Below are 24,997 nucleotides of genomic sequence, written 5' to 3'. Positions count from 1 at the left end.
AACTACTATATATGTGACGGTAATTTATTCCCCGCGGTAGCGCATTTTCAACCCATTTAGGAAGTTACGTGCGTACCGGTCGCCACATGGTTTGTAGTTGCGGTGTCCTTCTTTACGTAAGACGGCGCCTAATTCACTTTTGGTTAAACGGCCACCAGCATCTTCCATGATTTCATGCAAATCTTCTGTGGTTAATGACAAGGCAATCTTCATTTTCTTCAATAATAGATTGTTGGCATTGTCGTCAGTTAACTCAAGTTTTGGTTCCGGTGCCCCTTCACGGACGCCACGTTGGGAAGTGATAATCCCATTTAAAAAGCGTTCAAAGTGTTCATTGTCTAAGACTTCTTCATACTCACGCTCATACCCATCTTCACTAGTAGGCGTTGAAGTAGTGAAGGCACGCACTTGATCAGCTGTGACACTTGCCCCACCCATGTCGAAAATTTTTACAACATCTTCGTCTTTGATATCTAAAGCATATCGCAAGCGCGTTAGTCGGTCATTATTATTCATTTTATCTCAACCTCTCTCAATAGTTATTATAGCAGATTAACCGTCACAACGGGCATCTGCTTCAGTAATTTCGCGGATTGGCTTACAAGGGTTACCGACTGCAATCATGTTGGTTGGGATATCTTTTGTGACTACTGAACCGCCACCAATGACAGCCCCGTCGCCTATCGTTACACCTGGCATGACTTTCACGCCACCACCAAACCAGACATTATTGCCGACTGTAATGGGTTTGGCGTATTCTAATCCCTTGTTGCGGCGGTCTGCATCTAGCGGGTGGCCGGCTGTATAAAAGCCACAGTCTGGTGCAACAAATACGTTATCTCCGAAAGTGACTTTAGCCCCGTCTAGAATAACTAAATTATGGTTGGCATAAAAGTTTTCCCCGATTTCAATGTTAAACCCATAATCACAATAAAATGGCCCTGTAATTTCAAATTGGTTACCTGTCTTACCTAACAATTGCCGAATAATACCTTGTCGCTTTGCTTCTTCACTAGGCCGCGCATGATTAAAGTCATAACACAATTCCTTAGCGTATACTCTTGCAGCGACTAACTCCTGGTCATAGTTAGCATCATAAATTTTACCAGCTAACATCTTATCTTTTTCACTTGTCATGAAAGAAACTCCTTATATCATTAACCTATTTCTTAATGCTTAGTATAACAAAATCTATTTATAACCAGAAATAACTATCTTAATCATTTACAAATTTATCTAGATTGAATAAAACGCTTAATATACTAGTCTCGTTAAAAAATTTAAGTTCCAAGTCTCATATTAAAAAGGCCGGGGTAATTCCCGACCTTTCATGCTAATTTAGTTCTTTTTATGATGAAGTTTATTTACAATTATCGATGTAAGAATACTAGTAATAATTGTAAATCAAGGTAAAGTAAAAAGTTAACCATCTAAAGTGTATCACCCTAGATGGTTAACTAGCTACTACTGTTCTATATCATTTGAGCTTAAATCTCTATTCTCATTCAATTGTTTCCACCAGTAGGCACTCTTCTTCGGATATCTTTCTTGCGTATCAAAATCTACATAAAATAGGCCGTATCGCTTATTATAGCCGTTTGACCACGAGAATACATCCATTAATGACCAAACAAAGTAACCGGCTACATTGACACCAGCATCAATTGCCTCTGTACAAGCTATTAAATGCTTTCTGATGTAATCAATTCGAGGCGTATCATCGATTAACTCTGTATTGAAGTCGTCCTTATACCCCATCCCATTTTCAGTTACATAAATCTTCTTATAGTTTGGATACTCTTTAGCTACGCGAATCATTTGGTCTCTTAGGCCATCTGGATAAATTAGCCAATCCCAATCATTTCTTGGGATGTCCATATCAAACATTTGCTCGCCTACTCCATGTAACGCGAAAACTGACGTGCCTTTCTCCCCAGTACCATTATGGTGGATATCATTATCACCATCATAAGCTCTCACAAAATTACTTTGATAGTAATTAATACCTAGGAAGTCATTTAAATCTTTCGCTGCATCAAGATGCGCTAAGTCTTCTTCTGTAATATGAATTTCACCATTATTTGCTAGTAGTATTTCATTTACAGCATCCATCACTTCTTCGGTATAGTAACCTTTATAGGTAGCATCTAGTAAAAACTTATTCGCAAGTACATCATACAAGAATGCTGCATGCTCATTTTCTTTTTTACCTTCATAAGGATACTTCGTTTCTAATGAATGAATAATTCCAATCTCACCATCATACTGGTTGTCCTTAAATAATTTAATGGCTTTTGCATGGGCAACCATCATATTATGTTGTCCTTGCAAAGTTTTTGAGAAATCATAAGTAATTGCTGGTGGGAATTTTCCTACTAAATATTGCCCACTAGTCACAGGCCAAATCTCATTAAAGGTAATCCAATATTTTACTTCCTCTTGATATTCGTTAAAGCAAAATTCTGCATATCTGACAAAACTTTCAATTGTGTGCGGATTTAAGAAATCTCCTTGACTATGTAAGGCATCCGGTGTATCGAAATGATGTAGTGTAACATAAGGCTCAACACCTTGAGCACGAGCTTCTTTAAACAAATCATGGTAAAATTGTACACCAGCTGGATTAGCTTCCGCATCGTCTCCATTAGGGAAGATACGCGACCATGCGATAGATATACGAATAGCATCAACACCAAATTCGTGTGACAATTTTAAATCTATCGGATATTTGTTATAAAAATCACTCGCAGGTTCGGCTTTAAATCGGCCTTGTTTTTCCAAATAATCATCCCAGGCCACCTTACCTTTCCCGTCCACTGACGTTGCACCTTCTGCTTGATAAGCAGCTGTTGCGCCACCCAATAAAAATTCTTTAGGTAAATTCATCATAAACTCCTTTGCTTAACTTTAACTATTATGCTTCTTTTAATACGGAATCAACAAATTCTAATGCGGCTTTTGGATCCCGTGTTAATGAGATGTATTCTTTCCCTCTTGTTTTGACTAACTTCACATTTAATCTATCAGCATCTTCTTTAATATCATCATAGTTAGAAACGACTTGAGGTGCCAATATGATTAAATCATAGTTCCCCATAATCTCTTGGTGAGCACCATAAGCCCCTGCACCTGCTACTACTGGAACATCATATTCCTTAGCCCCCTTGTTTAGGGCGTTGGCTAATAGCCCACTGGTTCCTGCACCGGCACATAAGACCAAGACAGATACTTCCTCTTTGATATGACTACCAGTTGAAACTTGACCGTCATTTTCTCCGACTTCAGTTGCATCAGCTTTAGTTTCTGCTTGTTCTTCAATAATTTCATCTTCGTTACTTAATTCTTTTTCTAAAATTTGTTTGTCATAAACTTTAAAGAATGGGTAGTAAATAATCGCATCTACTGCAATCAGTAGAGCCACTACAACAAATGATAAAGGTGCAATTCCTGTCCCTAATACGATACCTATAGGTCCTGGTGTTGGCCAAGGTAGGAAATAAGAGAATCCATTCATTCCAAAAACTTCTACAAAGAATTTAAAAATCCAGACATTTAAAATAGGTGCTAAAACAAAAGGTACAAAGAATACTGGATTCAGTACCAATGGTCCACCAAATAGGATTGGCTCATTCACACCAAAAGAGGTTGGGATAAATGACGCTTTCCCCACTGCTTTATTTTGTTTTGATTTACCAAACCACATAAATAAGTAAGGCACGACAAACGTTGCACCTGTACCCCCTAATGTTGCAACAAAGTACTGTAAGCCCGGTGTAATAATGTTAGCAGCATGCTCGCCACCTTGGATTAATGCTAGGTTTGCATCCATATTCAAGAAGGCAATTGCAGTAATGGCTGGTTCTACAATTGATGGTCCATGAATACCAATAAACCAGAAGAATCCTATAGCACCGTAAATAATGGCGATCCCCACATAACCATCGGCTGCAGTAAACAAGGGTTGAAACATTTGAATTATGGCTTGTGCAAAACTTACGCCTGTAAAAGCACGAATCGCAATGTCAATACCATACGCGATGACCACTGCAATAGCAAATGGGATAACGTCCGTAAATGCTTGTGAGATATTTGGTGGTACTTCCTCTGGCATTCGAATGGCAATGTCATTTTTCATACAGAAATTATAGACAATCACGGTAATAAAGGCTGCTACAAAGGCTGCTAATAGGCCTGTTGTGCCGAGATAACCAGATGAGAATCCCGCAACAACTGCATCCCCTTCACCCTGTGCAATTTCAGTTGATGAAAGGAATAGGAAGACAACAATCGCTGCAATCATGGTGGAAACCCGATTTAACTGCTTGGTTGCCGGCAAGCGTCTATTATAGGAATCTGTTAGCGCCCTTGCTGTTGTTGCTGAAACGAGTAGCCCTAAAATCCCCATTGAGAAGGTATATGGTTTTACAATGAAGGCAACAACTTCATCACTCCAGTAGAATCCCCACACATTAGGCACATAAGCAATCAGCATAAAGATACTTGAGAATAAGACGACAGGCATGGCTGATATAAACCCATCTTTAATCGCCCTTAAGTAAATATTTCTAGATAGTTTCTCGAAGAATGGCTTCATCTTCTCAATCTGAGAAATCAATTTGTCCATCATTTTAGTCACCTACTCTACGGTAAAGTTCGATAAAATCAGTTATAATCTCTTTTAACAACAAGGTCGTCATTAAGTGGTCTTGTCCGTGGACCATAATGAAACCTAACTCAATATTCTCACCACTCGCTTCTTTAGCTAGCATATTTGTTTGGGCATTATGGGCATCCACTAAACTTTCGTTGGCTTCACCAACCAATCGTTCAGCTTCGTCAAATTCGCCGTTTCGCGCTTTGGATAAAGCTTCCACCAAAATTGACCGTGCCTCACCAGCATATGCGACAATTTCAAAACCTATCATAGTTGCTTCTTCTTTATTCATCACTGCTACCTCCGTTAATTGATCTTATTTACTTGTGGCTAAATTACTGGAAATTTTACTTTCCCAAGATACTGCTGTCTCGTTTAATGTCTGATTTAATTCTTCAATATTGGCCACACCTTGTGTGCTCAACCATTCGCGGGCTGCAGCTTCTCCTTCATTAGCAAAAACGGCAACTGACTCTTTCCAAGTAGCCCGGCCACATAAAACCCCATTAAAGTCTGCGCCAGCTTCTTTGGCGAATACCAAGGTATCTCTAAATAACTGTGAACTTACTCCTGCACTTAAGTAGATATATGGCAATTCTGTCGCTTCGTCTTGCGCTTTAAAGTAACCTTTTGCTTCTTCAGCAGTGTATACTGGCTCATCATCAGTAAAGCCTTCAACAAAGTTCATATTTACAGGTACTTCCACTTTTAAGACATCTACATCATATCTATCCTTAGAGAATTCTTTCATAGCTTCTAAAACTTTTCTTGGTTTCACTTCTGCATATTCTTTCGATTTAGCATCTTCAATATCTTTGTCATAAGTTAAGATCTCTAAGAAGTAAGGAATTTCTTCTGCCTTACATTCAGAACCAATACGTTCTACAAAGGCTTTTTTTTGTTCATTAATCTCATCATCTTCATCTGCATCATAATATAGAAGGAATTTAACAGCATCTGCCCCTTCATCTTTAATTCGTCTAGCAGACCAGATTGGTAATAAGTCTGGTAAGCGACCTGGTTCTGAAGCGTCATAACCTGTTTCTTCATAAGCTAGTAACAAACCTGCAGAAGGTGCTTTCACTTTTGCCGCTGGTAAACCATATTCAGGGTCTAATAAGATAGATGAAGCGTATGGTGTCAACTCTTCAGAAATAGCTTCTTTGAATGTTTCAACCGCCTTTTGAATATCCTCTGTTTCCCCTGCTTGAGCGATCATTTTCTTCAATGACCCCCGTTGATCAATAGCTAGTGCGGAAATAAATCCTTCTTTAGTAGATAATTGTTTTAATTTATTTAGTTTACCTTCTGATACGAATTTCATAATATCCTCCTTGTAACTGATTGTTAATTAATGTTGTTTTATGTTTTTATTTGTTTAATTAGATATTATAACGCTTTCACATTATAGTCAAGCCTTTTTAGAATATTTATTATTCTATTTTTTTATTTATTATGATTGTTATTGTTGATATTTGTTTATTTTTGTTCTACAATGTGTTTGTAAATAAATAAATTAAATTTTGGAGGTTATATTATGAAAGTGTATCTTGGTGCTGACAAAGACGGAATGCAATTAAAAGAAGTCATTAAACAATACTTACAAACAAACAAGATTGATTTTGAAGATCTATCAGAAACACCTAGCATCGATTTTGTAGAATCTACTACTAAGGTAGCTCAACAAATTCTAGCGGATGATAATGCCCGCGGTATTTTATTTGATCGATATGGTGCTGGTTCATACATTTCAGCCACAAAAATCAAAGGGATTATTGCCGCTGAAGTTTCTGATGAACGGTCTGCTTATATGACAAGAGAACACAATAATTCAAAAATCATTACATTAGGTGAACAAATTGTGGGGCACGAACTAGCAGAGAACATTGTGGACGCATTTCTATCTGCCGATTATGACGGTGGTCGTCACCAAATCCGTGTAGATATGTTAAACGCTATGTGCTAAGAGAATAGAATCGGAGGTAAAATTATGAAAATTGCAATTGGTTGTGACCATATCGTGACAGATATTAAAATTCGCGTATCAGATTACTTAGTAGAACAAGGTTATGAGGTGGTTGATGTAGGTACCTATAATCACGTGAGAACCCACTACCCTATCTTTGGGCGTAAAGTTGGTGAGGCAGTAACAAATGGTGAAGCTGATCTTGGTGTCGTCATTTGTGGTACTGGTGTTGGGATTTCAAACGCCGTCAACAAAGTGCCAGGCGTTCGTGCAGCTTTGGTAAGAGATATGACAACTGCTCAATACTCTAAGCGAGAATTAAACGCCAACGTTATCGCCTTCGGTGGGATGATTACTGGTGAATTATTAATGGAAGATATCATTTCTGCCTTTATCCAAGAGGAATATCAACCTTCTGAGGAAAATAAAACCCTAATCAACAAAATTACCCACCTTGAATCAAGCAATCATTCAGACAACCCTGACTTATTCACTGAATACCTTGAAAAATGGGACCGTGGCGAATACCACGATTAAGCGGTGATTATATGATTTTGACTGTAACCTTAAACCCTTCCGTTGATATCTCATACACCATCCCCGACCTACGATTAGATACAACAAATAGAACTGACCAAGTGGGTAAGACAGCTGGTGGCAAAGGGATTAACGTGACTAGGGTCATTCATGATTTAAATAAAGCCGTCACCGCCACTGGTTTTATCGGTGGACATTTAGGTGAAGGCATTGTCTCGGAATTAAATAAAAACGGTATCAAAACAGATTTCTTATCTATCGAAGGTGACACCAGAAATTGTATTGCCATCTTACATGATGGCCATCAAACCGAAGTCTTAGAATCAGGCCCTACCATCACCGATAATGAAAATGCGGCCTTCTTAACTCACTTCAAACAAGCTGTTGACTATGCTGATGTCATTACCATTTCTGGGTCTTTACCCAAGGGTTTAGAAGAAGATTACTATGTAAAACTGATTCAAATTACCAATGATTTAGACAAGAAAACCGTGCTCGATACGTCCAAATCTAATCTTTCAAGTGTACTAGAAAGTCCATTTAAACCTACTGTAATCAAACCCAATATCGAGGAATTGTCCGATTTATTAGGTCAAAAAGTGAGTGCAGATCCAGCCGATTTAAAAGCTGTCTTAGCTGATGAATTATTTTCGGGGATTGAGTGGATTGTCGTGTCTTTAGGAGGCGACGGGGCTTTTGCTAAACATAACAACCGCTTTTATAAGGTAAATATACCAACCATTCCTGTTGTAAATCCTGTTGGTTCTGGTGATGCAACAGTTGCAGGGATTGCCGTGGCCTTAGAGGATAATTTAGATGATATTCACCTACTTAAACAAGCCATGACAACTGGTATGCTAAATACTATGGAGCGTATCACGGGCCATATCGATATCAATCATTTTGATGATTTATTTGATCGCGTGACTATAATCGAATATTAATTCATTTTGTGCTCTTTTCAAGTATACTATGTATTTGAGAAGAGCATTATTTCGTTATATGATATATATACGACCTATTTTCTATGACGATGCTATTGAAGCACTTGCTAATAATAATTGAAAAATACCTATTACACATTACCGGAAATGAGGTGAACTCAACAATGTTAAAAAAGAAGAGACATGAACTTATCTTAGATTTATTAAAACGTAACGGCACCGTATCCGTAACTGATATCGTCGACAAGTTAAATGTATCAGATATGACTGTGCGACGAGACTTAACAGAACTAGAAGAAAGTGGTTCATTAAGACGGGTTCATGGGGGAGCCATTTCACTAGGTGAATATCCAAAAGAAGAACTATCTCATGACGCTAAGAAGGTCATTAATATCAGCGAGAAAAACCGTATCGCTGAAAAAGCGATTGAGCTAATTAATGACGGTGACATCATCTACATGGGCCCTGGTACCACCATGGAAATTATGGCTCAAAAGATGGAACGGCAAGATTACGAGGTATACACCAACTGCTTACCCGTCTTCAATACCCTGGCTGATAAAGACATCAATGTCTACCTACTTGGGGGTAAAATTAAGAAGAATACCCAAGCTTTTAATGGCTATATCACCCTCGCTGTACTGGAAAACCTAAAATTCCACAAGGCCTTCTTTTCTGCCAATGGGGTCACCAGTAACAGCATTATGACTGCCACCCTTGAAGAAGGAAAGACGCAGGAACTGGCTCTGAATAATTCAACTGAGAAGTACCTACTGCTAGACGCCTCTAAAGTTGGTAAAGAGGACTTCTTCACTTACTATTCTTTAAACGACGTGACTGCCGTAGTCATTAATAATGATGAAGACCACCGCTATGAACAGATTGTGAAGCATTCAAACGTCCTATTAGCTTCTGAATAGGCGTCATTTACCCTTTGAAAAATGGTTCTATAATAAATAGTGTTGGTGAGAATTCATATTGAATCTCATTGACACTATTTTTGTGTACGCAAAAAGGACATGATATCCTTAATCCATGTAAACCACTACGAATACAGAAAGAAGGAAAAATCATGTCCCATACATTTATTATAAAACAACTTTGCGGTATTTACGACAATAATATTGATATTACAATACCAAAATCTATGCATCTGTTGCCACTTGAAAAGTATCATGAAATAAATCATTTCGTTTTACATGGGGTTCTTACGTACAAGCCTAAGGCTTATATGCACTGTGGTGTAAAGAATACTGGTAATCAAGATATCATCAAACATGGCTTTAAACCAGCTATCATTCGATTACCGAACACAGCTACTAATCCTATTTTACTTAAATTACAGAAGCAACGCTTTTATTGTAAACATTGTGCACAAACTTTTATCGCTGAAACACCATTAGTTGAAAAATTTTGCTATATTTCTAAAACCATTAAAAGTCAAATTAGCTCCGAATTGGTTGAAACCCAATCTATGCGGTTAATCGCTAAACGTTATCATGTCTCTTCTCCAACAGTGGCCGGAACTTTAATGAAAGCAAGTATGGGACTATCACCTAAGGGAAATTATCTCTCGAATCACCTCGGTGTAGATGAGTTTAAATCGACTAGTCGTGTAGCCAATGCGATGAGTGCTGTCCTTGTGGACACGCATAATAGAAGGCTAATTGATATTGTCGTTGATAGAAAACAAGCGTCGCTCATCGATTACTTTTCTTCTTTTACCCGGACTGCTCGAAGCAACGTGAAGACAGTTTCGATTGATTTATATACACCTTATCTAGAGGTCATCCGCACATGTTTCCCTAATGCGAAGATTGTCATTGATCGATTCCATATAGTAAAGCTGTTGAATGAAACAATCAATTCTATTCGTATTAAAGTGATGAATGCTATCAAAACAACCCGTCCATTGGACTACAATAAACTCAAAAAACAATGGAAATTGTTGTTAAAGAACGCTGAAGATTTAAATTTCACGGATACACATTATGTTCGTCAATTTGGTGAAGCAATATCAGAACAACGTTTTGTTGATTATCTTTTGAGTATCTCACACGAACTTTTAGTTACTTATACCCTGATGAATGAACTAAAATATGCCATTTCAACTCATGATATCAATATTTTCAATGAAATCCTACATGGGACTAAGAACCAAAATTTGCCAAGTCGTACGAGAAGAACTATCAGAACATTAGCCAAATTCTTGCCTTATATACATAACGCCTTAAAATATACTGTATCAAATGGTCCTACCGAAGGTATTAATAATAAAATTAAATTAATTAAACGAACAGGTTTTGGATATTCGAACTTCCATCATTTACGTGCAAGAATTTTAGTCCAATTCAAATTAAATTACAAACCATCCAATCCTAAACCTTATACATTTGAGAGGATGGCAAGCTAACCCAGGGATAGTGGTATATTTTTGAATAAAGAGAATAAAGAGGACTGAAAGTGTACGTCCTTAGCCGTGAACAAGCATGAAATCGAGACTAAGGCTCGATTTCAAAGCAGAGAGACCTTGGCTCTCGCTGGTGCCACGGCTTTTAAGGAACGTACACTGAAGGACAAAACACCATTTGTTAGAAATGTTATCTCATTGGTCATTTCCCTTGCCTAAAGGGAAGAAAAAAGCCAGACACATCACAGCGTGCATGGCATTTAACTTTATTGATTTCTTAATTATTATTAAAAACTAAAAAACGTATTCGTGTGCTTTGAAATTATTTACCAACACTATTTGTAAAAGAACCAATCTTTTTCCTCTCTTTATTTAGTTAACTAAGCCTTTTTTGTCCCAGCCTCTCCTAAAATACTATTATTTATTTCCCTAACATGTCATAACGACCTGTATGTAAGTGTCGAATGGTTTCACCACCTGGTAGTGGAGGTAAGCCTAATGAATCTTCACGAGAGTAGGCTTCTTTCAGCCCTTCTGTCCATGAGACATAGTCCATGTTTTCTGGGCTAATTTCATGGAAGATCTCATTTCCGCGCCCTTCTTGGATCTTACGGCCAAATTGTGGGTCTACTAGCGTACCACGGCCAACAACAACGATATCTGTATAGTTTTCTACTGCATCTTTAGCACTTTCTTCGTCAAAGACACCACCAACCGCTAACAATTTAGTTTGGTCATCTAATACGGCCTTAAATAATTTAGCATATGATTCATCCACGCCATTTGGTGTAGAGTTGTAGCCTCCCCATAATGATAGGTGAATATAGTCGAGTTCATTTTTCACAATTTCAGAGACTAAGGCTGTAGCATCTCTGTAGTCGTAACCAACCACATCGCCGTGAATTTCTTCAGGGCTAAGTCGATAACCAATAATAAAATTGCTTGGCGCTTGTTCAGCGACTACGCGTTTCACTTCTTTCACAACTGCTAGTGGAAAGGCCATGCGTTTCTCAAGGCTACCACCCCATTGGTCGTTTCGCTGGTTTGAAAAGGCTGAAAAGAATTGTTGCAATAGGTAGTGGTTGGCTCCGTGGATTTCAACCCCATCAAAACCGGCTTTTATCGCACGAGTCGTTGCCCGACCAAAGTCTTTGATGATGTCTTCAATTTCTTGACCAGTTAATTCACGCACTGGATAAGATAAGAAATCGAAGTCAATGGCTGATGGTGCCACAACGTCTTGACCAGAAATTGCTTGACCTACTGCTGCTCGACCTGAGTGGTGGATTTGTAGGACAGCTTTGTTGCCATCTTTCTTCATAGCTGTCGCTAATTTTGTTAGACCGTCCAAATGGGCATCAGAATAAACCGCTAATTGTTCTGGGTAGCCAGGATGGTAGGCAGGTCCACCGTTTTCACTGACATAATGGAATTCAGTGACGATTAAACCTCCTGCTTGTGACCGGGAACCGTAGTATTTCAAGGTGTCGTCGCTCACAAATCCGTTGCGTTTACCAGATTGGGATTGCATGGGTGACATGGCTACCCGGTTATTTAAAACGGCTCCGTGACGTAGGGTTACTTTGTCCGTTAATTTGTTTGTCATTCTGCTAGCTCCTTATATAGATTTTCTTCAGCATTTATTTCCGACTGTTATATCGATAAAATTCGATATGTTTGGGTAAAAATATAGGTCGCTGATTAGCTAGTTCCTATATTTCCTTATCTATAAACTTGCTTAATTCTTGAATTGCGGCCTCATTGCGACGGTAGTACGTCCACTTACCAAGCCGAGTTGGGGTCACCAAACCAGCCTTACTCATCATGGTTAAATAATGAGAAGTTGTAGACTGGGTAAGCCCTAGCACCCGTTGAATTTCCCCCACACAAACCCCGTGTTCCGTCATATCAGCATCCGTTTCATGTGAGAAATAAGCCGTTGGATTCTTCAAATAGTGCATAATCTCTGAGCGGTGTTCATTTGCTAAAGCTTTAAAAATATCTATCGCCGCCAAATAATCACCTCCCCTTTTTCAAAAACATAAAACAATCATATCGAGTTATTTCGCTATGTAAAATGAATCGGCTCAAACAAGCTAAATTTTTGAATATCTTTTGTATATGCAATTTGAACACATGAAAATAGAGATAACAACCGTCGCTTTAAATCCTTAAAGGAGAATCGCTATGGACAAATATTCTGTATATGGCAACCTAGTTGCTAAACCAGGTCATCAAATGCGAAACCCCCCCATTTTATACATGAGCTTACTCATCAGTTAAAAGAAACTTTCCAAAAAACACGCCGTCATACTGATTCTCCTTTCAGTATAGCGGCGTGTTTTAGTTTTTTAGATTGACTGGCACAAGTCATTTTGACAAGTCTTCTAGAAATTCGTCGCCCCAGTCACAAATTGCATAGACGACATTATCCAGTCTCTTACCAATATCCGTTAGCTTGTATTCAACTTTTGGTGGCAACTCTTGATAGACTATTCTTTCAATCACCTGGTCGCGTTCTAATTCTCTGAGTTGTCGAACGAGCATCCGTTGATTGATGTCTGGCAACAAGCGCTCAAACTCGCTTAATCGTAGCACTTCCTTTTGCAATAAATGATAAATGATGGGAATCTTCCATTTACCACCGATAATCGATAGCGCCAAATCCTTTGTTGTATAGAATTCCTTGTTATTAAATTCGATAAGCATTGTATCCCTCCATTCAGACTTTTGAACTGAATCATTATTAAAGATAACGCTATTAAAGATACCACAGTATGGTTAAGTTCAGAAAAACTTTGCACCTTGGATAGGAAAGTCACCTTTTATATATTTCATTAGGCAAAAAAGGCTGAGACATGATGATCTCAAACCTATTTTACCTTATTATACTAACAAACTGTTACATATCTACATTTCTAAAGTTAGCTTCCACAAAGGCAGCTTCTTGATCATCATCTGACAAGGCATAGGCTTCCCCGATATCCCCATCTTTGTTGTTCCACACGTAATTGTGGGCGTAAACGGCATTTGAGAAGTCCCCTTCGTTCCAAGCGGTTAACACTTCAATGTAGAAAGGATAGTGTTCAGAGTCACTAAATGCTTCAGCTTGTTCAAGCATGATAGCGATTCTTTCTGGTGTGATTTCTAACGCCCCCTGTTTCGAGTTGGCTTGAACTTTTTGATGGGTCATATAGTGGATGGCATTTAGAAATTGGCTTTCTTGGGTAATATCAATATGCAACCAAGAACCATATAATTCTCTACCCATTAATACCTTGGTTTCCGCTTCTTGAGCAAGCGCTTTTTCGATTTCTGAACCTTCATATTCTGAATCCTCTGCTTCTTCAGATTCGCTCTCTTCTAATTCAGATGAAGCACTTGATTCTGAACTTGAAGCTGTAGAACTTGTAGACGACGCTACTGAACTTGACGCGGCGGTGGTACTCGATTCGCCTGATTCACTTACACTAAAGTAGACCACAGCAACAATCCCACCCGCGACTACTAGTGCTAAAAAAACTAAAAATGCATTTAATACCTTTTTCAAAGATAGATCCTCCCAAAATACTTTTTCTTCATCTACAAATTCTGTTGAATTGACACCCCGTTCTCTCTATAAGGTGTCATTGTTCACTAGAAAAATACCCGTTTCCCGATTAAGCCGATAGTGACTGTCCAAGCAGGTGCTTATTTCCAGTCAAATCTATGGCGTGTTACTTTCATCTAAACCCTCCCAAACTTTGCCAGTGAAATAATTTTAAAGCGCCCCTCGTCCATTTTAACCACCTTATCATAAACGGCTTCATAATTTAACTTCTTTGCTTAATAAATACGAACTTATTATCATTTGAGTGGTCTAAGTCAAATCGATAACCGTCAGCGTCGAATTTTTGAATATCTGTAAGATTTTTAATTTGATTGCTCACTAAAAAGGCAACCATCTTACCACGCCCCTTTTTAGAAATGGTTGAATGTTTTTTCAATCCATCCGCCTTGTTTGGGTCGTATTCGTAGAATTCAAAGTCAATCCAATGGTAGCGCCCTTGGTCCAGCATCACTGAAAACTCCTGGCTCGCCAGATTTAAGACTGTTTCCCCCTTTTCAAAAAAGTCATTAAAATCACTTCCCCATAGGTGGCGCAAGTTTTGGCCGTTGACTTTAAGGGGTGTGTTGAAATCGAGTCGGTAGGGGCGGATGGGGTCGGTGGCTTTAACTGGGCCGTATAAGGCGGATAGGATGCGGAAATGTTGGTCTAAATAGCTTGCGATTTTTGAATCTACAAGGTCTACATCGATTTGACGGAAGGCGAGGCCGTTATAGAGGTCCAGGGCTTGGTAGGTAGGACCCGTATTTAAGTGTCGGATATAGTCTTTGACTTGTGACACTTGTTGGTCAGAAATTTTGTAAAGTTTTTTCAACTGGTCATCTGACTGGGCTTGTAGGGTTTGGATAATGGCTTGGGTAGTGGCTGAATATATCGGTTTATCTGTTGAAAGTTTATCTATTCTCATTTCTTTAGCTGGGGCAAAAATAATTTTCATTGTTCACTCGTCCTAACACTTATCATCTATGGTCCTAGTTTAGCTTATTCTGTAACGATTGGCCAAATGATTGCCATTTGAATTGTTAGCAACTTTGGTCCAAATCCCCTATGCTAAAAGTAACAAATAATTGAAATGAGAACGGATGATTTTAATGAGGAAAATAGACGGTAGTGTTGCTTTGATTTTTGGTGGGACTTCAGGAATCGGCGAGGCAATTGCAATTAAATAAAAAAGACAGCGACTTATACCCAGATGGCTACAATCTAGAAAACCTATTTGTGGATTAGGCCGTAAGGATTACACATAGAATCAAGTATCGGATTAAATAAAGATCGGGACAAAAATTGCCCACCACTTCCATTCTGACTATTGAAAGCCGATTAAAAAAGCATTGCCTGAAATTTTGGGCAATGCTTTTTTTCGTTATTTTTACCAAATATTCCAAGGATAAGCTTCTGGCAAGGGGGATTCTACAGTGATTGGGGTCTTTTGAACAGGGTGGTGTAAGGTCAGACTATGCGCCCACAAAGCAATTTGTTGACCCACTTTACTATATTGTTCACCATATTTTTGATCCCCCCAAATAGGCGTTCCAAGTCCCGCCAGTTGGACCCTAATTTGATGGGGGCGACCGGTCTGTAATTGCACACTAACTAGACTGAGTCCGTCTTTAGATGCGATAACACTATAATCTAGGATAGCCTTTTTCCCTTCTTTATGGTGCTCTGAAACAATTGACACTTTATTCTTTTGTCGGTTTTTGTACAGGTAATCCACAAGGCGGTTGCTAGCCTGTTTCGGTTTCCCATTGACCACCGCAAGATAGGTCCGTTCCATCGCATTCCGCCGAACCTGGTCAGATAATCTTGACGCGGCTTTTGAAGTCTTGGCGAATACCATTGCCCCACCAACCGGACGGTCTAGTCGATGTACTAATCCTAAATAGACATTACCCGGTTTTTGATAGCGGTATTTGATATCCTCTTTTAGGTGGGTAAGTAAGTCTTTATCCCCACTTTGGTCGCCTTGAACTGGTATATTTACTGGTTTTTGAACCAATAATAAATGATTATCCTCATATAAAATCGGCACGTCCATTGCCTCTACTCCTTTTCAAACATAGTGGCCCCACCATAGCATATCACGTTAGCTTTCCCAAATTTAGATAGGTTTTTATAAATAAAAATCGGTAATTTTATACATTAAAAAGTAGTAGAAGCTCATGCTAACGGTGTTTAGAAAGTCACACAACCAGTACATATTTCGTTTTTCAAATGTTAACGATAGACAAACATCTTTAAGATAGTATCAAACTTGCTTAGTATTTCAAAGATTGTTTCAGCTGCACCTTTTATGTTAATATCCCCCTTTACGTTTTATGACATTCTTCTTAGAATGATTAAGTTATTAAATATATTATGAATAATATTCAATCATTAAAGATTCAATTTCATTCGGTTATTGTTTTTTTGTAGGTAAATAAAAATGTAAACGTTTTATTAATCTTTATTTATTTCTCACCAAATGATATGATAAAGATTGGATTAAAATCATACATATTATCTAATAAAAAATTCATTTATATAGAAGTTTTTAATTTAATATGGTTAGGGAGAAAATTTATATGAAAAAACAATACGCATTTTATGCTGTTACGGCCGCATTAGTTGTAGCCATTTCTTTATTTATCATTATTCCTGTTCCTGCATCGAATGGATTCTTCACATTCGCTGATGTAGGTATCGTTACAGCTTCACTGGTGTTTGGGCCAATAGGCGGCTTGGTGGTCGGTGCTATGAGTGGTGGTTTAATTGACTTACTCTCAGGCTATGCACAGTGGATTATCTTCTCAGCACTTATCCATGGAGCGCAGGGATATATTGCTGGTTTAGCCAAAGATAAAGGCCGTAAAGAAAAAGTATTATATTTAGTTTTATCCGCAGTTGTGATGATTGTCGGTTATGCGATTGCTAGCTGGATCTTATATGGTACGGCTGCTGCAGCGATTGCTGGCTTGTTCACTAACATTCTACAATCTGGTGTAGGGGTCTTGATCGCTATCCCAATCAGTATCAGGTTAAAACCAGTTATTCAAAGTTATTTATAATCTTATTAATCAAATGACCACTAACATAGTTGATGTATTAGTGGTCATTTTAGTTTGTTATTGTGAAGCAGTTAAAGAAAGTTTTTCTAAAATTTGATTTAATACTGCCCTCTTCATCTTGTCGAAGTGTTGTATCTTCATAACATTTCAGAAAGGTTGCTAAACTAACCACAGATTATTTCTTTATATATTCATCTTAGAGATAATGCTCGGAATTCTTCATATCCTAATTGAATAATCCATATCATACGACTGTATTTCTCATATATGTTATGATGAAATTAATCAAAAATAATGGGGGTATTTATAATGAGCCAAGTACTTGTTGAAATTTGTTTACGTGTTAGAGATATTGATGCGACTTTAGACTTCTATACAAATCTATTTGATTTTGAGGTAGCTAGCCGCAGAGAGTTTCCGGAGAATAAATTTGATTTAATCTACTTAAATTCACCGGGTTCAAATGTCCAAATCGAGTTGACTTACAACTATGACGCAGAGCCATATACTATTGGAGACGGCTTTAGCCATTTAGGTGTAACTGTTGAAGATTTAGAAGCTATGCATGAAATTTGTAAAGCATCTGCTTATGAAACTGGCGACTTAAAAGGTCTTTCAGGAGGCACACCTTCATACTTCTTCGTCACTGACCCAGATGGTTACAGAATCGAAGTTAAACGTAAAAAATAAACTTTTTAGCATTTTAAAAGGCGCTACCTTATTCTTTGGGGTAACGCCTTTTTATTATTCTTTCGGCCCTATTGAAATACCAATTTCGTCCGCTTCAACATGCGTATAAATGAGGGTTAATAAGGGTTACCCACCCGTTTAAAAATAGTATATGTAGTCCCTTTATAGATAGACAAGATGGTTTTAGCCTAGGCTAATTGTTTATGGTGGAGTAGCGGTATTTTCTTCAAAAGCATCAACTGGTACCAATATTTCCTAGAGCATGCTACCTTAGGACTGCTTGCATCTCATGAACATAGTCGTAAATGTGAGACTTGGCATCATTTCCGTGAGCTTCAACTAAACCCACAATCCCGCTACCTACAATGACGCCATCCGCTTTAGCTGCAATCTCTCTCACTTGACTTGGCTGGTTAATCCCGAAACCGACTGCTACCGGAATATCCGATACAGCGCGAATTTCAGCCACCATCGCAGAAATATCCGTTGTAATATTAGACCGGACACCGGTAACACCCATAGACGACACTAGATAGATGAAGCCTTCTGCCTTTTTGGCTACTTCCTTAATCCGGTCTTTAGAAGTCGGGGCAATCAAGGTAATAACCTCAATGCCATACTGACTTGCGACAACCTTCACTTCCTCCTGCTCCTCGAATGGTAAATCAGGAATGATAATCCCTGAAATCCCAATCTCCTGGCACTTGGAGAAGAAATTGTCATAACCGTATACAAAAACCGGGTTTAAATAGGTCATAAATACCAAAGGCACACGGATTTTATTCTGCAATGAGGCCACCATATCAAAGACATTATTCAAGCGCACTCCTGCTGATAAGGCCCGAACACTCGCATTTTCTACAACTGGCCCTTCAGCGATTGGATCTGAAAAAGGAATCCCGATTTCAATCAAGTCAGCCCCTGCTTCTTGGGCAGCTAGAATATTTTCAACTGACTGGTCTAGATTGGGATCACCGGCCATTAAGTAGGTGATAAAGGCCTTTTTATTTTGGAATGCTTCAGCTATTTTACTCATAAATCTCTTCTCCTTTATAACGGGCAATGGCTGCCACATCCTTGTCCCCACGTCCTGATAGACAAATCACGATGCTTTCGTCTGGTGATAATGTAGGCGCCAATTTTTGGGCGTAAGCAACAGCGTGGGCAGATTCAATCGCTGGAATAATCCCTTCCATTTTAGATAGGTATTCAAAAGCTGCCACCGCTTCATCATCTGTTACTGGTACGTATTCCGCACGCCCAACTTCATTTAAACGGGCGTGTTCTGGCCCAATCCCTGGATAGTCAAGACCCGCTGAAATGGAATAAACTGGGGCAATTTGACCGTACTCATCTTGGCAGAATAAACTCTTCATGCCGTGGAAAATACCTGTCGTCCCCTTGGCCATAGTCGCTGCATGTTGAGTCGTATGAATCCCTTTCCCAGCCGCTTCACAACCAATTAAACGAACCCCTTCGTCTTCAATGAAGTGGTAGAAAGTCCCAATCGCATTAGACCCACCACCCACGCAAGCAATGACTGCATCCGGCAATTGCCCATGTTTTTTCTGGAATTCATCTTTAATTTCACGAGAAATCACACTTTGGAAGTCCCGCACCATAGTTGGATATGGATGAGGCCCCATAACTGAACCTAGGACATAATGCGTATCTTCCACCCGATTACTCCATTCACGCATAGTTTCGTTCACCGCATCCTTCAAGGTTTTGGTTCCCTTAGCCACGCTGTTCACCTTAGCCCCTAATAATTCCATCCGAAAGACATTCAAAGCTTGCCGGTCTGTATCTTCTTGCCCCATAAAAATTTCACATTCCATCTTCAATAAGGCTGCCGCTGTTGCAGTCGCCACCCCGTGCTGACCAGCCCCAGTTTCTGCAATTAAACGGGTTTTCCCCATTTTTTTCGCCAACAAGGCTTGCCCTAGGACGTTATTAATTTTGTGCGACCCGGTATGGTTCAGGTCTTCTCTTTTTAGATATACCTTGGCCCCGCCTAAATCTGCCGTCATATTCTCTGCATAATACAAACGCGATGGACGACCCGCATAATCATTTAATAAAGTCGTCAACTCCGCCTGAAATGCCTCATCATTCTTATAAAAATTGTAAGCTTCCTCCACCCGTTGCACTTCAGCCATCAAGGTTTCTGGAATATACTGGCCACCAAAGTCGCCAAATCTACCATTAGTCATGTGTTACCTCCCGTATTTTCGCTACGAATTCCTGCATTTTCACTGGATCTTTGACCCCATCAGTTTCAAGTGACGACGACGCGTCTACCGCATAAGGCCGAACCACTTTTAAGGCCTCTTCAATATTTTCAACCCCTAAACCTCCAGCCAGGAAAAAGGGCTTATCTTGGTATGCTGACACCATTTCCCAGTTAAAAGTCTTGCCCGAACCACCGCGGCTAGGACTCAAGCTGTCGAATAATAAATAGTCCGCTTGACTTGGATCCACCACCAATTCATCCCCAACCGCAACCGATTTGATAATGTCTTGGTCAACTTGGCCCTTCAAAAGTTCAATATAGGCCTGGTCTTCTTCGCCGTGTAACTGGACTAAATCAATAGTCCCCGCCTGACAAATCGCCACAATCTCTTCAATTGGGGCATTCACAAAGACGCCTACCGTTTGAATATCCGCAGCTAAATCACGTCTAAAACTTGCCGCTAAGTCAGGCTTCACATACCGCTTGGTTTCTGGCACAAAGATAAAACCCACATAATCTGGTTTAGCCACATTCGCTGCCTCAATATCTTCCGGCCGTCTCAAGCCACAAATTTTCACCTTAACCATTACAAAGCCCCTTTAAGTTCACTTAATTTCGCTTGCTTATCCTCAGCCAACATCATAGATTCACCGACTAAAACCGCGTCCACTCGGTTGTCATGCAATAATTTGATATCCGCTGCTGTCTTAACCCCACTCTCAGCAACAAAGATCGTTTCATCCGGCGTCAGATTTCTCAAGCGAATCGAATTTTGGAAGTCCACTTCAAAGTTATGTAAATTTCGGTTGTTGACCCCGATAATCCGGCTGCCTGCTTGAATGGCCATGGCAATTTCGTCCGCGTCATGGGCTTCCACTAAAACCGACAAGCCCAATTCGTCCGCTAAGGCAATGTATGCTACCAACTGGTCTGGACTCAAGATTGCACAAATCAATAATATGGCGTCCGCCCCGATTGCCCGAGCTTGGTAGATTTGATAAGGGTCGATCACAAAGTCTTTCCGCAAAATGGGAATGTCTACTGCTTGGCTAATTTCCCGTAAGTATTGGTTGCGCCCCTCGAAATAATCTTCTTCTGTTAAAACCGACAAGGCCGTTGCCCCAGCCGCTTGGTAATCTTTGGCAATGTCCACATAAGGGAACTCTTTAGCAATTAAACCCTTTGATGGCGAGGCTTTCTTCACTTCGCATATAAAGGACATGTCCCCTTCTTTCAAGGCTTGTTCAAAAGCAAAGGGTGGCAAATGACGGTCTGGCAAAGTCGCTAACAAGTCTTTCAAAGGTGTTTTCAGCTTGTCTTCGGCTACCCTTTTTCCCCGGGCAAGGACGATTTCATCTAAGATACTCATACAGTGACCTCCTGACCAATGCGGTTTGTTGCGGCAATAAATTCATCTAATTTGGCTTTAGCCTTACCTGAATCAAGCATTTCTTCAGCTAGACGGACACAGTCGCGTAAAGACAATTCATCTTTACCCATGTACAGGCAACAAGCCGCGTTCATGACAACGATATTGCGGCGGGCACCTTGTTCACCGTTTAAGATATCTAAAGCAATCTGAGCATTCTCTTCTGGATCACCACCGATTAGCTCGCCCAATTGACCGCGTTCAAGGCCGAATTGTTCTGGGGTAATAAAGTAGCTAGTCACCTTACCATCATTGACTTCGCAAATAGTTGTGGTATCCGTAATGGTAATTTCGTCCAAGCCGTCATGACCGTGAACGACCATAGCCCGTTTCACATTCAATTGGTTTAATACTTGAGCAAGTGGTTCCACTAATTTCTCGTCGTATACACCCAATAATTGTTTGGTTGCCCCAGCCGGATTGGCTAAGGGCCCTAAAATATTGAACATCGTACGGGCACCTAATTGTTTACGGACAGGCGCCACATGTTTCATGGCTGAATGGTAAGTTTGGGCGATCATAAAGCAGAAGTCTGTTTCCTCTAAGATTTGTGCACTCTGATCCGCCGTTAGGAAGATGTTTGCGCCCAAGGCTTCCAATACATCCGCTGATCCGCATTTACTAGATACTGACCGGTTACCATGTTTAGCTACAGCAACACCAGCAGCCGCAACGACAAAGGCAGAAATGGTTGAAATGTTGAAGGAGTTTAGCTCATCCCCACCCGTCCCAACAATATCAAGGACGTCCTTTTTTGCGGATAATTTAAGGCCCTTATCACGCATGACTTCAGCTGAAGCAGTAATTTCGTCAATTGTTTCACCCTTCATCCGCAAAGCCGCAAGGTAAGCACCCATTTGACTGTCAGTAGCTTCCCCTTCCATCATCTGGTTCATGACTTGGCCTGCCGTTTCTTTAGATAAATCATTGCCTAAGAATAATTCATTAATCGCCTTGTTAATCATGTGTATTTCCTCCTACTTTAAGAAAATTCTGAATCATCGTTTCGCCTGAAGGTGTCAGTATCGACTCGGGATGGAACTGGACACCAAACATTGGGTGTTTACGGTGACGGACAGCCATCACCTCACCCTTGTCCGATTCGGCAATCACTAGTAGCTCATCCGGCATGCTTTGTCGGTCCGCAATCAGCGAATGGTAGCGGGCTACTGGCACAACTGGCGGTAACCCTCTAAAAATCTCAGTCCCACTCGCCACATGAATGGTTGACTGTTTCCCGTGGACAGCCGGTTGGGCATGAATAATATCCGCGCCGTAAGCTAGACACATCGCTTGAAGACCTAGACAAACCCCTAAAATCGGAAAATGGTCAGCCAATTCTTTGGTGACAGCTACTGTGACGCCTGCATCCTCCGGTCGTCCTGGACCAGGAGAGATGACAATATGTGAAGGATTTAAATCAATAATTTCATCGATGGTGACTTGGTCATTTCGCACAACTTGGATGGCTTCATCCGTATTCTTGCCGATCAATTGATAGAGATTGTAGGTAAAGCTGTCGTAGTTATCAATCAGTAAAATCATGGTTACGCCTCCTCGTGTCCTAATGCTGTCATCATGGCTTTGGCCTTGTTCTTCGTTTCTAAGTATTCTTTTTCAGGATCTGAATCTGCCACAATCCCAGCGCCAGATTGGACAAAGACTTGGTCATTCTTCAAGACAGCCATCCGGATGCCGATACACATATCCATGTTGCCGGCAAAGTCGATATAGCCTAAAGCACCGCCATATGGGCCTCGTTTGGTATTTTCAATTTCATCAATCAATTGGCAGGCCCGAATCTTAGGGGCACCGGATAAAGTACCCGCTGGTAGTGCTGATTTTAAGACATCTAAACAAGTCGCGTTTGGTCTGACTTTGGCCGTTACCTTGGATGAAATGTGGCTGACGTGTGAAAACTGCTTGATGGCTCTGTATTCACTGACTTCTAGGGTACCGAATTCAGCGACCTTTCCGATATCGTTGCGGGCTAAGTCAACAAGCATGTCATGTTCGGCCAACTCTTTTTCATTTTGCAAGAGGCCTTCAACTAATGCCCTATCTTCCGCATCCGTTGCCCCACGCGGTACAGTACCGGCTAGTGGGAAGGATGAAGCGACCCCGTTACGAACAGAGACCAGGGTTTCCGGTGATGCACACGCGATTTCTAAGTCATCGAAATGCATGTAGACCATGTAAGGTGACGGATTAATCGTCCGAAGCAGGCGATAAGTTTGGAGTAATGACCCGGAAAATGGGGCCTTAAACCGGTTGGATACCACCGCTTGGAAGATGTCACCCTCCACAATATGATGTTGGATTTTCTCTACGATACGCTCGTAATCTTCTTGGCTAAACAAAGCTTCAAAGTCGCCCACCTCTTGGGTCAAGTCCTCCTCGCGAACAGGGTCTGGACGCATAATCATCTGCTCCATATCCTTCAGGTCTGTAGCCCCTTTGATGTAGTTTTCTTCTAATTTGTCGGTTTCGATATTGACGATTAAGACAATCTTTTGGCGGAAATGGTCAAAGGCAATGACCTTATCCATCAACATGAAATGGTAGTCCCGGAAATTTTCTGGGTTATTTTTCGTTAACTGTAGAGATGGTTCCGTATATTTGATGCAGTCATAAGACAAGTAACCAACCAAACCTCCTGTAAAAGGTGGTAAATAATCAATACTTGGACTCTTATAACGGTCAAGGATATCGTTCAAGGATGCTAGTGGATCATCTGCTTGGAAGCTTTCTTCATGCTTACCCTCTTGCACGGTTACTTGACCGTCTATTGAGTAGATCGACAAGTTTGGTTTATAGCCAAGAAAAGAATAACGACTCCAGTTATCCTTATTCACCACACTCTCTAGTAGGTAAAAGTGGTCAGATTGTTTGCTAATCGTTCTTAGCACTTCGATTGAGGTTGCTACATCGGAAAAAATTTCTAAAGCAATTGGGATAATCGTATGGTCTTTCCCTAACTGTCTCGCCTCTTCTAAACTTGGTTTAATCATTGTCGTACGCTCCTTTTAATTCATTATTGAAATCATAAAATTACGGCTAGTCATGATGATCGGGGCGAAAACAACAGAAAAAGCACCCATCCATGACTAATACAAGTCAAGGACGGGTGCTCTAAAAACATCCGCGGTACCACCTTAAATTTACAGACACTACGCCTGTACGCTCTGCAGGATACTAACATATCCCTCGCAACTGACGTATGCGTCACGTCGCAGAATAATCAGAAGTTTATCTCCAAATATACTTCCTTTAACTGCGCCCTCCGTGGTCCATTTGATGCACTGCGTTGTGCGAGGCTCTCAGTAATCCCCACTCCCTGTAACTGCACGTTACACCGTTATCTCCACTTCATTGGTTTGAAGTTGTTATTCGATTAACTAGAGTATAACGGGACAGGCAAAAAGAAGTCAAGAGTTTTATTAACAAAACATTAAAAAATGGACGCTTAAATAATTATAT

The 24,997-nt window shown here is 40.1% G+C and carries 26 protein-coding genes; 7 read left to right on the top strand and 19 right to left on the bottom strand.

Annotated features, from left to right (window positions below):
* Nucleotides 1-24: 24 nt before the first annotated feature.
* The 6 genes from A6J77_RS05675 to lacD all read right to left on the bottom strand — a co-directional run bounded on the left by A6J77_RS05675 (nucleotide 25) and on the right by lacD (nucleotide 5,978).
* A complete protein-coding gene (locus A6J77_RS05675; RefSeq protein WP_083068942.1) occupies nucleotides 25-516 on the bottom strand; it encodes a DUF1456 family protein in 492 nt (163 codons plus the stop codon).
* Between the two features lie 36 nt (nucleotides 517-552).
* Nucleotides 553-1,137 carry a sugar O-acetyltransferase gene (locus A6J77_RS05670; RefSeq protein WP_083068940.1) on the bottom strand — a complete coding sequence of 195 codons (585 nt, stop codon included), beginning with the start codon at nucleotides 1,135-1,137 and terminating at the stop codon, nucleotides 553-555.
* A gap of 327 nt (nucleotides 1,138-1,464) precedes the next feature.
* On the bottom strand, nucleotides 1,465-2,889 hold the full coding sequence (gene lacG, locus A6J77_RS05665; RefSeq protein ID WP_083068939.1) for a 6-phospho-beta-galactosidase: 1,425 nt from the start codon (nucleotides 2,887-2,889) through the stop codon (nucleotides 1,465-1,467).
* Between the two features lie 25 nt (nucleotides 2,890-2,914).
* A complete protein-coding gene (locus A6J77_RS05660; RefSeq protein WP_083070251.1) occupies nucleotides 2,915-4,624 on the bottom strand; it encodes a lactose-specific PTS transporter subunit EIIC in 1,710 nt (569 codons plus the stop codon).
* Nucleotides 4,625-4,628: 4 nt separating this feature from the next.
* Nucleotides 4,629-4,946 (bottom strand): lactose-specific PTS transporter subunit IIA, encoded by a 318-nt coding sequence (gene lacF / locus A6J77_RS05655; RefSeq protein ID WP_083068937.1) that lies wholly within the window; start codon nucleotides 4,944-4,946, stop codon nucleotides 4,629-4,631.
* 24 nt (nucleotides 4,947-4,970) lie between these two features.
* Nucleotides 4,971-5,978, bottom strand: a complete 1,008-nt coding sequence (gene lacD / locus A6J77_RS05650) for a tagatose-bisphosphate aldolase (RefSeq protein WP_083068935.1) — start codon at nucleotides 5,976-5,978, stop codon at nucleotides 4,971-4,973.
* 213 nt (nucleotides 5,979-6,191) lie between these two features.
* Here lacD and lacA point away from each other — a divergent pair, with 213 nt between their 5' ends.
* The 5 genes from lacA to A6J77_RS05625 all read left to right on the top strand — a co-directional run bounded on the left by lacA (nucleotide 6,192) and on the right by A6J77_RS05625 (nucleotide 10,514).
* Nucleotides 6,192-6,620 (top strand): galactose-6-phosphate isomerase subunit LacA, encoded by a 429-nt coding sequence (lacA, locus tag A6J77_RS05645; protein ID WP_026466573.1) that lies wholly within the window; start codon nucleotides 6,192-6,194, stop codon nucleotides 6,618-6,620.
* A gap of 24 nt (nucleotides 6,621-6,644) precedes the next feature.
* Nucleotides 6,645-7,157, top strand: a complete 513-nt coding sequence (gene lacB / locus A6J77_RS05640; protein WP_003141165.1) for a galactose-6-phosphate isomerase subunit LacB — start codon at nucleotides 6,645-6,647, stop codon at nucleotides 7,155-7,157.
* Between the two features lie 11 nt (nucleotides 7,158-7,168).
* Nucleotides 7,169-8,101 carry a tagatose-6-phosphate kinase gene (gene lacC, locus A6J77_RS05635; RefSeq protein WP_083068933.1) on the top strand — a complete coding sequence of 311 codons (933 nt, stop codon included), beginning with the start codon at nucleotides 7,169-7,171 and terminating at the stop codon, nucleotides 8,099-8,101.
* A gap of 164 nt (nucleotides 8,102-8,265) precedes the next feature.
* A complete protein-coding gene (locus A6J77_RS05630) occupies nucleotides 8,266-9,021 on the top strand; it encodes a DeoR/GlpR family DNA-binding transcription regulator (RefSeq protein ID WP_083068931.1) in 756 nt (251 codons plus the stop codon).
* A 152-nt stretch (nucleotides 9,022-9,173) separates the two neighbouring features.
* Nucleotides 9,174-10,514: an ISL3 family transposase gene (locus A6J77_RS05625; RefSeq protein WP_083068929.1), complete on the top strand. Its 1,341-nt coding sequence runs from the start codon at nucleotides 9,174-9,176 to the stop codon at nucleotides 10,512-10,514.
* 418 nt (nucleotides 10,515-10,932) lie between these two features.
* Here A6J77_RS05625 and A6J77_RS05620 read toward each other — a convergent pair whose 3' ends face one another.
* From A6J77_RS05620 to A6J77_RS05595, 6 genes are all read right to left on the bottom strand, one after another.
* Nucleotides 10,933-12,117, bottom strand: a complete 1,185-nt coding sequence (locus A6J77_RS05620) for an NADH-dependent flavin oxidoreductase (RefSeq protein WP_083068927.1) — start codon at nucleotides 12,115-12,117, stop codon at nucleotides 10,933-10,935.
* A 106-nt stretch (nucleotides 12,118-12,223) separates the two neighbouring features.
* Nucleotides 12,224-12,526: an ArsR/SmtB family transcription factor gene (locus A6J77_RS05615; protein ID WP_083068925.1), complete on the bottom strand. Its 303-nt coding sequence runs from the start codon at nucleotides 12,524-12,526 to the stop codon at nucleotides 12,224-12,226.
* 355 nt (nucleotides 12,527-12,881) lie between these two features.
* Nucleotides 12,882-13,220, bottom strand: coding sequence for a winged helix-turn-helix transcriptional regulator (locus A6J77_RS05610; protein ID WP_083068923.1), 339 nt, complete (start codon nucleotides 13,218-13,220; stop codon nucleotides 12,882-12,884).
* Nucleotides 13,221-13,413: 193 nt separating this feature from the next.
* On the bottom strand, nucleotides 13,414-14,061 hold the full coding sequence (locus A6J77_RS05605; protein WP_083068921.1) for a DUF6241 domain-containing protein: 648 nt from the start codon (nucleotides 14,059-14,061) through the stop codon (nucleotides 13,414-13,416).
* Nucleotides 14,062-14,323: 262 nt separating this feature from the next.
* Nucleotides 14,324-15,055 carry a peroxide stress protein YaaA gene (yaaA, locus tag A6J77_RS05600; RefSeq protein ID WP_083068919.1) on the bottom strand — a complete coding sequence of 244 codons (732 nt, stop codon included), beginning with the start codon at nucleotides 15,053-15,055 and terminating at the stop codon, nucleotides 14,324-14,326.
* A gap of 432 nt (nucleotides 15,056-15,487) precedes the next feature.
* Entirely contained in the window at nucleotides 15,488-16,156 is a 669-nt protein-coding gene (locus tag A6J77_RS05595; RefSeq protein WP_083068917.1) for an RluA family pseudouridine synthase, read from the bottom strand.
* Between the two features lie 526 nt (nucleotides 16,157-16,682).
* On the opposite strand from A6J77_RS05595, the gene A6J77_RS05590 reads away from it, so the two are divergent.
* Nucleotides 16,683-17,165, top strand: a complete 483-nt coding sequence (locus tag A6J77_RS05590) for an ECF transporter S component (RefSeq protein ID WP_083068909.1) — start codon at nucleotides 16,683-16,685, stop codon at nucleotides 17,163-17,165.
* Nucleotides 17,166-17,474: 309 nt separating this feature from the next.
* Nucleotides 17,475-17,855: a VOC family protein gene (locus A6J77_RS05585; protein ID WP_083068902.1), complete on the top strand. Its 381-nt coding sequence runs from the start codon at nucleotides 17,475-17,477 to the stop codon at nucleotides 17,853-17,855.
* A 265-nt stretch (nucleotides 17,856-18,120) separates the two neighbouring features.
* On the opposite strand, the gene trpA is transcribed toward A6J77_RS05585, so the two are convergent.
* From trpA to A6J77_RS05550, 7 genes are read right to left on the bottom strand one after another with little or no spacing between them, the layout of a single operon-like run.
* Nucleotides 18,121-18,891: a tryptophan synthase subunit alpha gene (trpA, locus tag A6J77_RS05580; RefSeq protein WP_083068900.1), complete on the bottom strand. Its 771-nt coding sequence runs from the start codon at nucleotides 18,889-18,891 to the stop codon at nucleotides 18,121-18,123.
* Complete coding sequence (gene trpB, locus A6J77_RS05575) at nucleotides 18,884-20,068, bottom strand: tryptophan synthase subunit beta (RefSeq protein ID WP_083068898.1); 1,185 nt, start codon at nucleotides 20,066-20,068, stop codon at nucleotides 18,884-18,886. Before trpB ends, trpA begins: the two co-directional genes overlap by 8 nt.
* Nucleotides 20,061-20,675, bottom strand: a complete 615-nt coding sequence (locus A6J77_RS05570) for a phosphoribosylanthranilate isomerase (protein WP_083068896.1) — start codon at nucleotides 20,673-20,675, stop codon at nucleotides 20,061-20,063. Before A6J77_RS05570 ends, trpB begins: the two co-directional genes overlap by 8 nt.
* Nucleotides 20,675-21,457 (bottom strand): indole-3-glycerol phosphate synthase TrpC, encoded by a 783-nt coding sequence (trpC, locus tag A6J77_RS05565; protein ID WP_083068894.1) that lies wholly within the window; start codon nucleotides 21,455-21,457, stop codon nucleotides 20,675-20,677. The genes A6J77_RS05570 and trpC overlap by 1 nt, the downstream gene beginning before the upstream one ends.
* Nucleotides 21,454-22,482: an anthranilate phosphoribosyltransferase gene (gene trpD / locus A6J77_RS05560; RefSeq protein ID WP_083068892.1), complete on the bottom strand. Its 1,029-nt coding sequence runs from the start codon at nucleotides 22,480-22,482 to the stop codon at nucleotides 21,454-21,456. The genes trpC and trpD overlap by 4 nt, the downstream gene beginning before the upstream one ends.
* Entirely contained in the window at nucleotides 22,475-23,062 is a 588-nt protein-coding gene (locus tag A6J77_RS05555) for an anthranilate synthase component II (RefSeq protein ID WP_083068890.1), read from the bottom strand. The genes trpD and A6J77_RS05555 overlap by 8 nt, the downstream gene beginning before the upstream one ends.
* Before the next feature lie 2 nt (nucleotides 23,063-23,064).
* Entirely contained in the window at nucleotides 23,065-24,528 is a 1,464-nt protein-coding gene (locus tag A6J77_RS05550) for an anthranilate synthase component I family protein (RefSeq protein WP_083068888.1), read from the bottom strand.
* Nucleotides 24,529-24,997 lie beyond the last annotated feature (469 nt).

The sequence above is a fragment of the Aerococcus viridans genome (assembly GCF_002083135.2).
Lineage (GTDB): Bacteria > Bacillota > Bacilli > Lactobacillales > Aerococcaceae > Aerococcus > Aerococcus viridans_C.
This window is presented reverse-complemented; position numbering and strand designations above follow the sequence as displayed.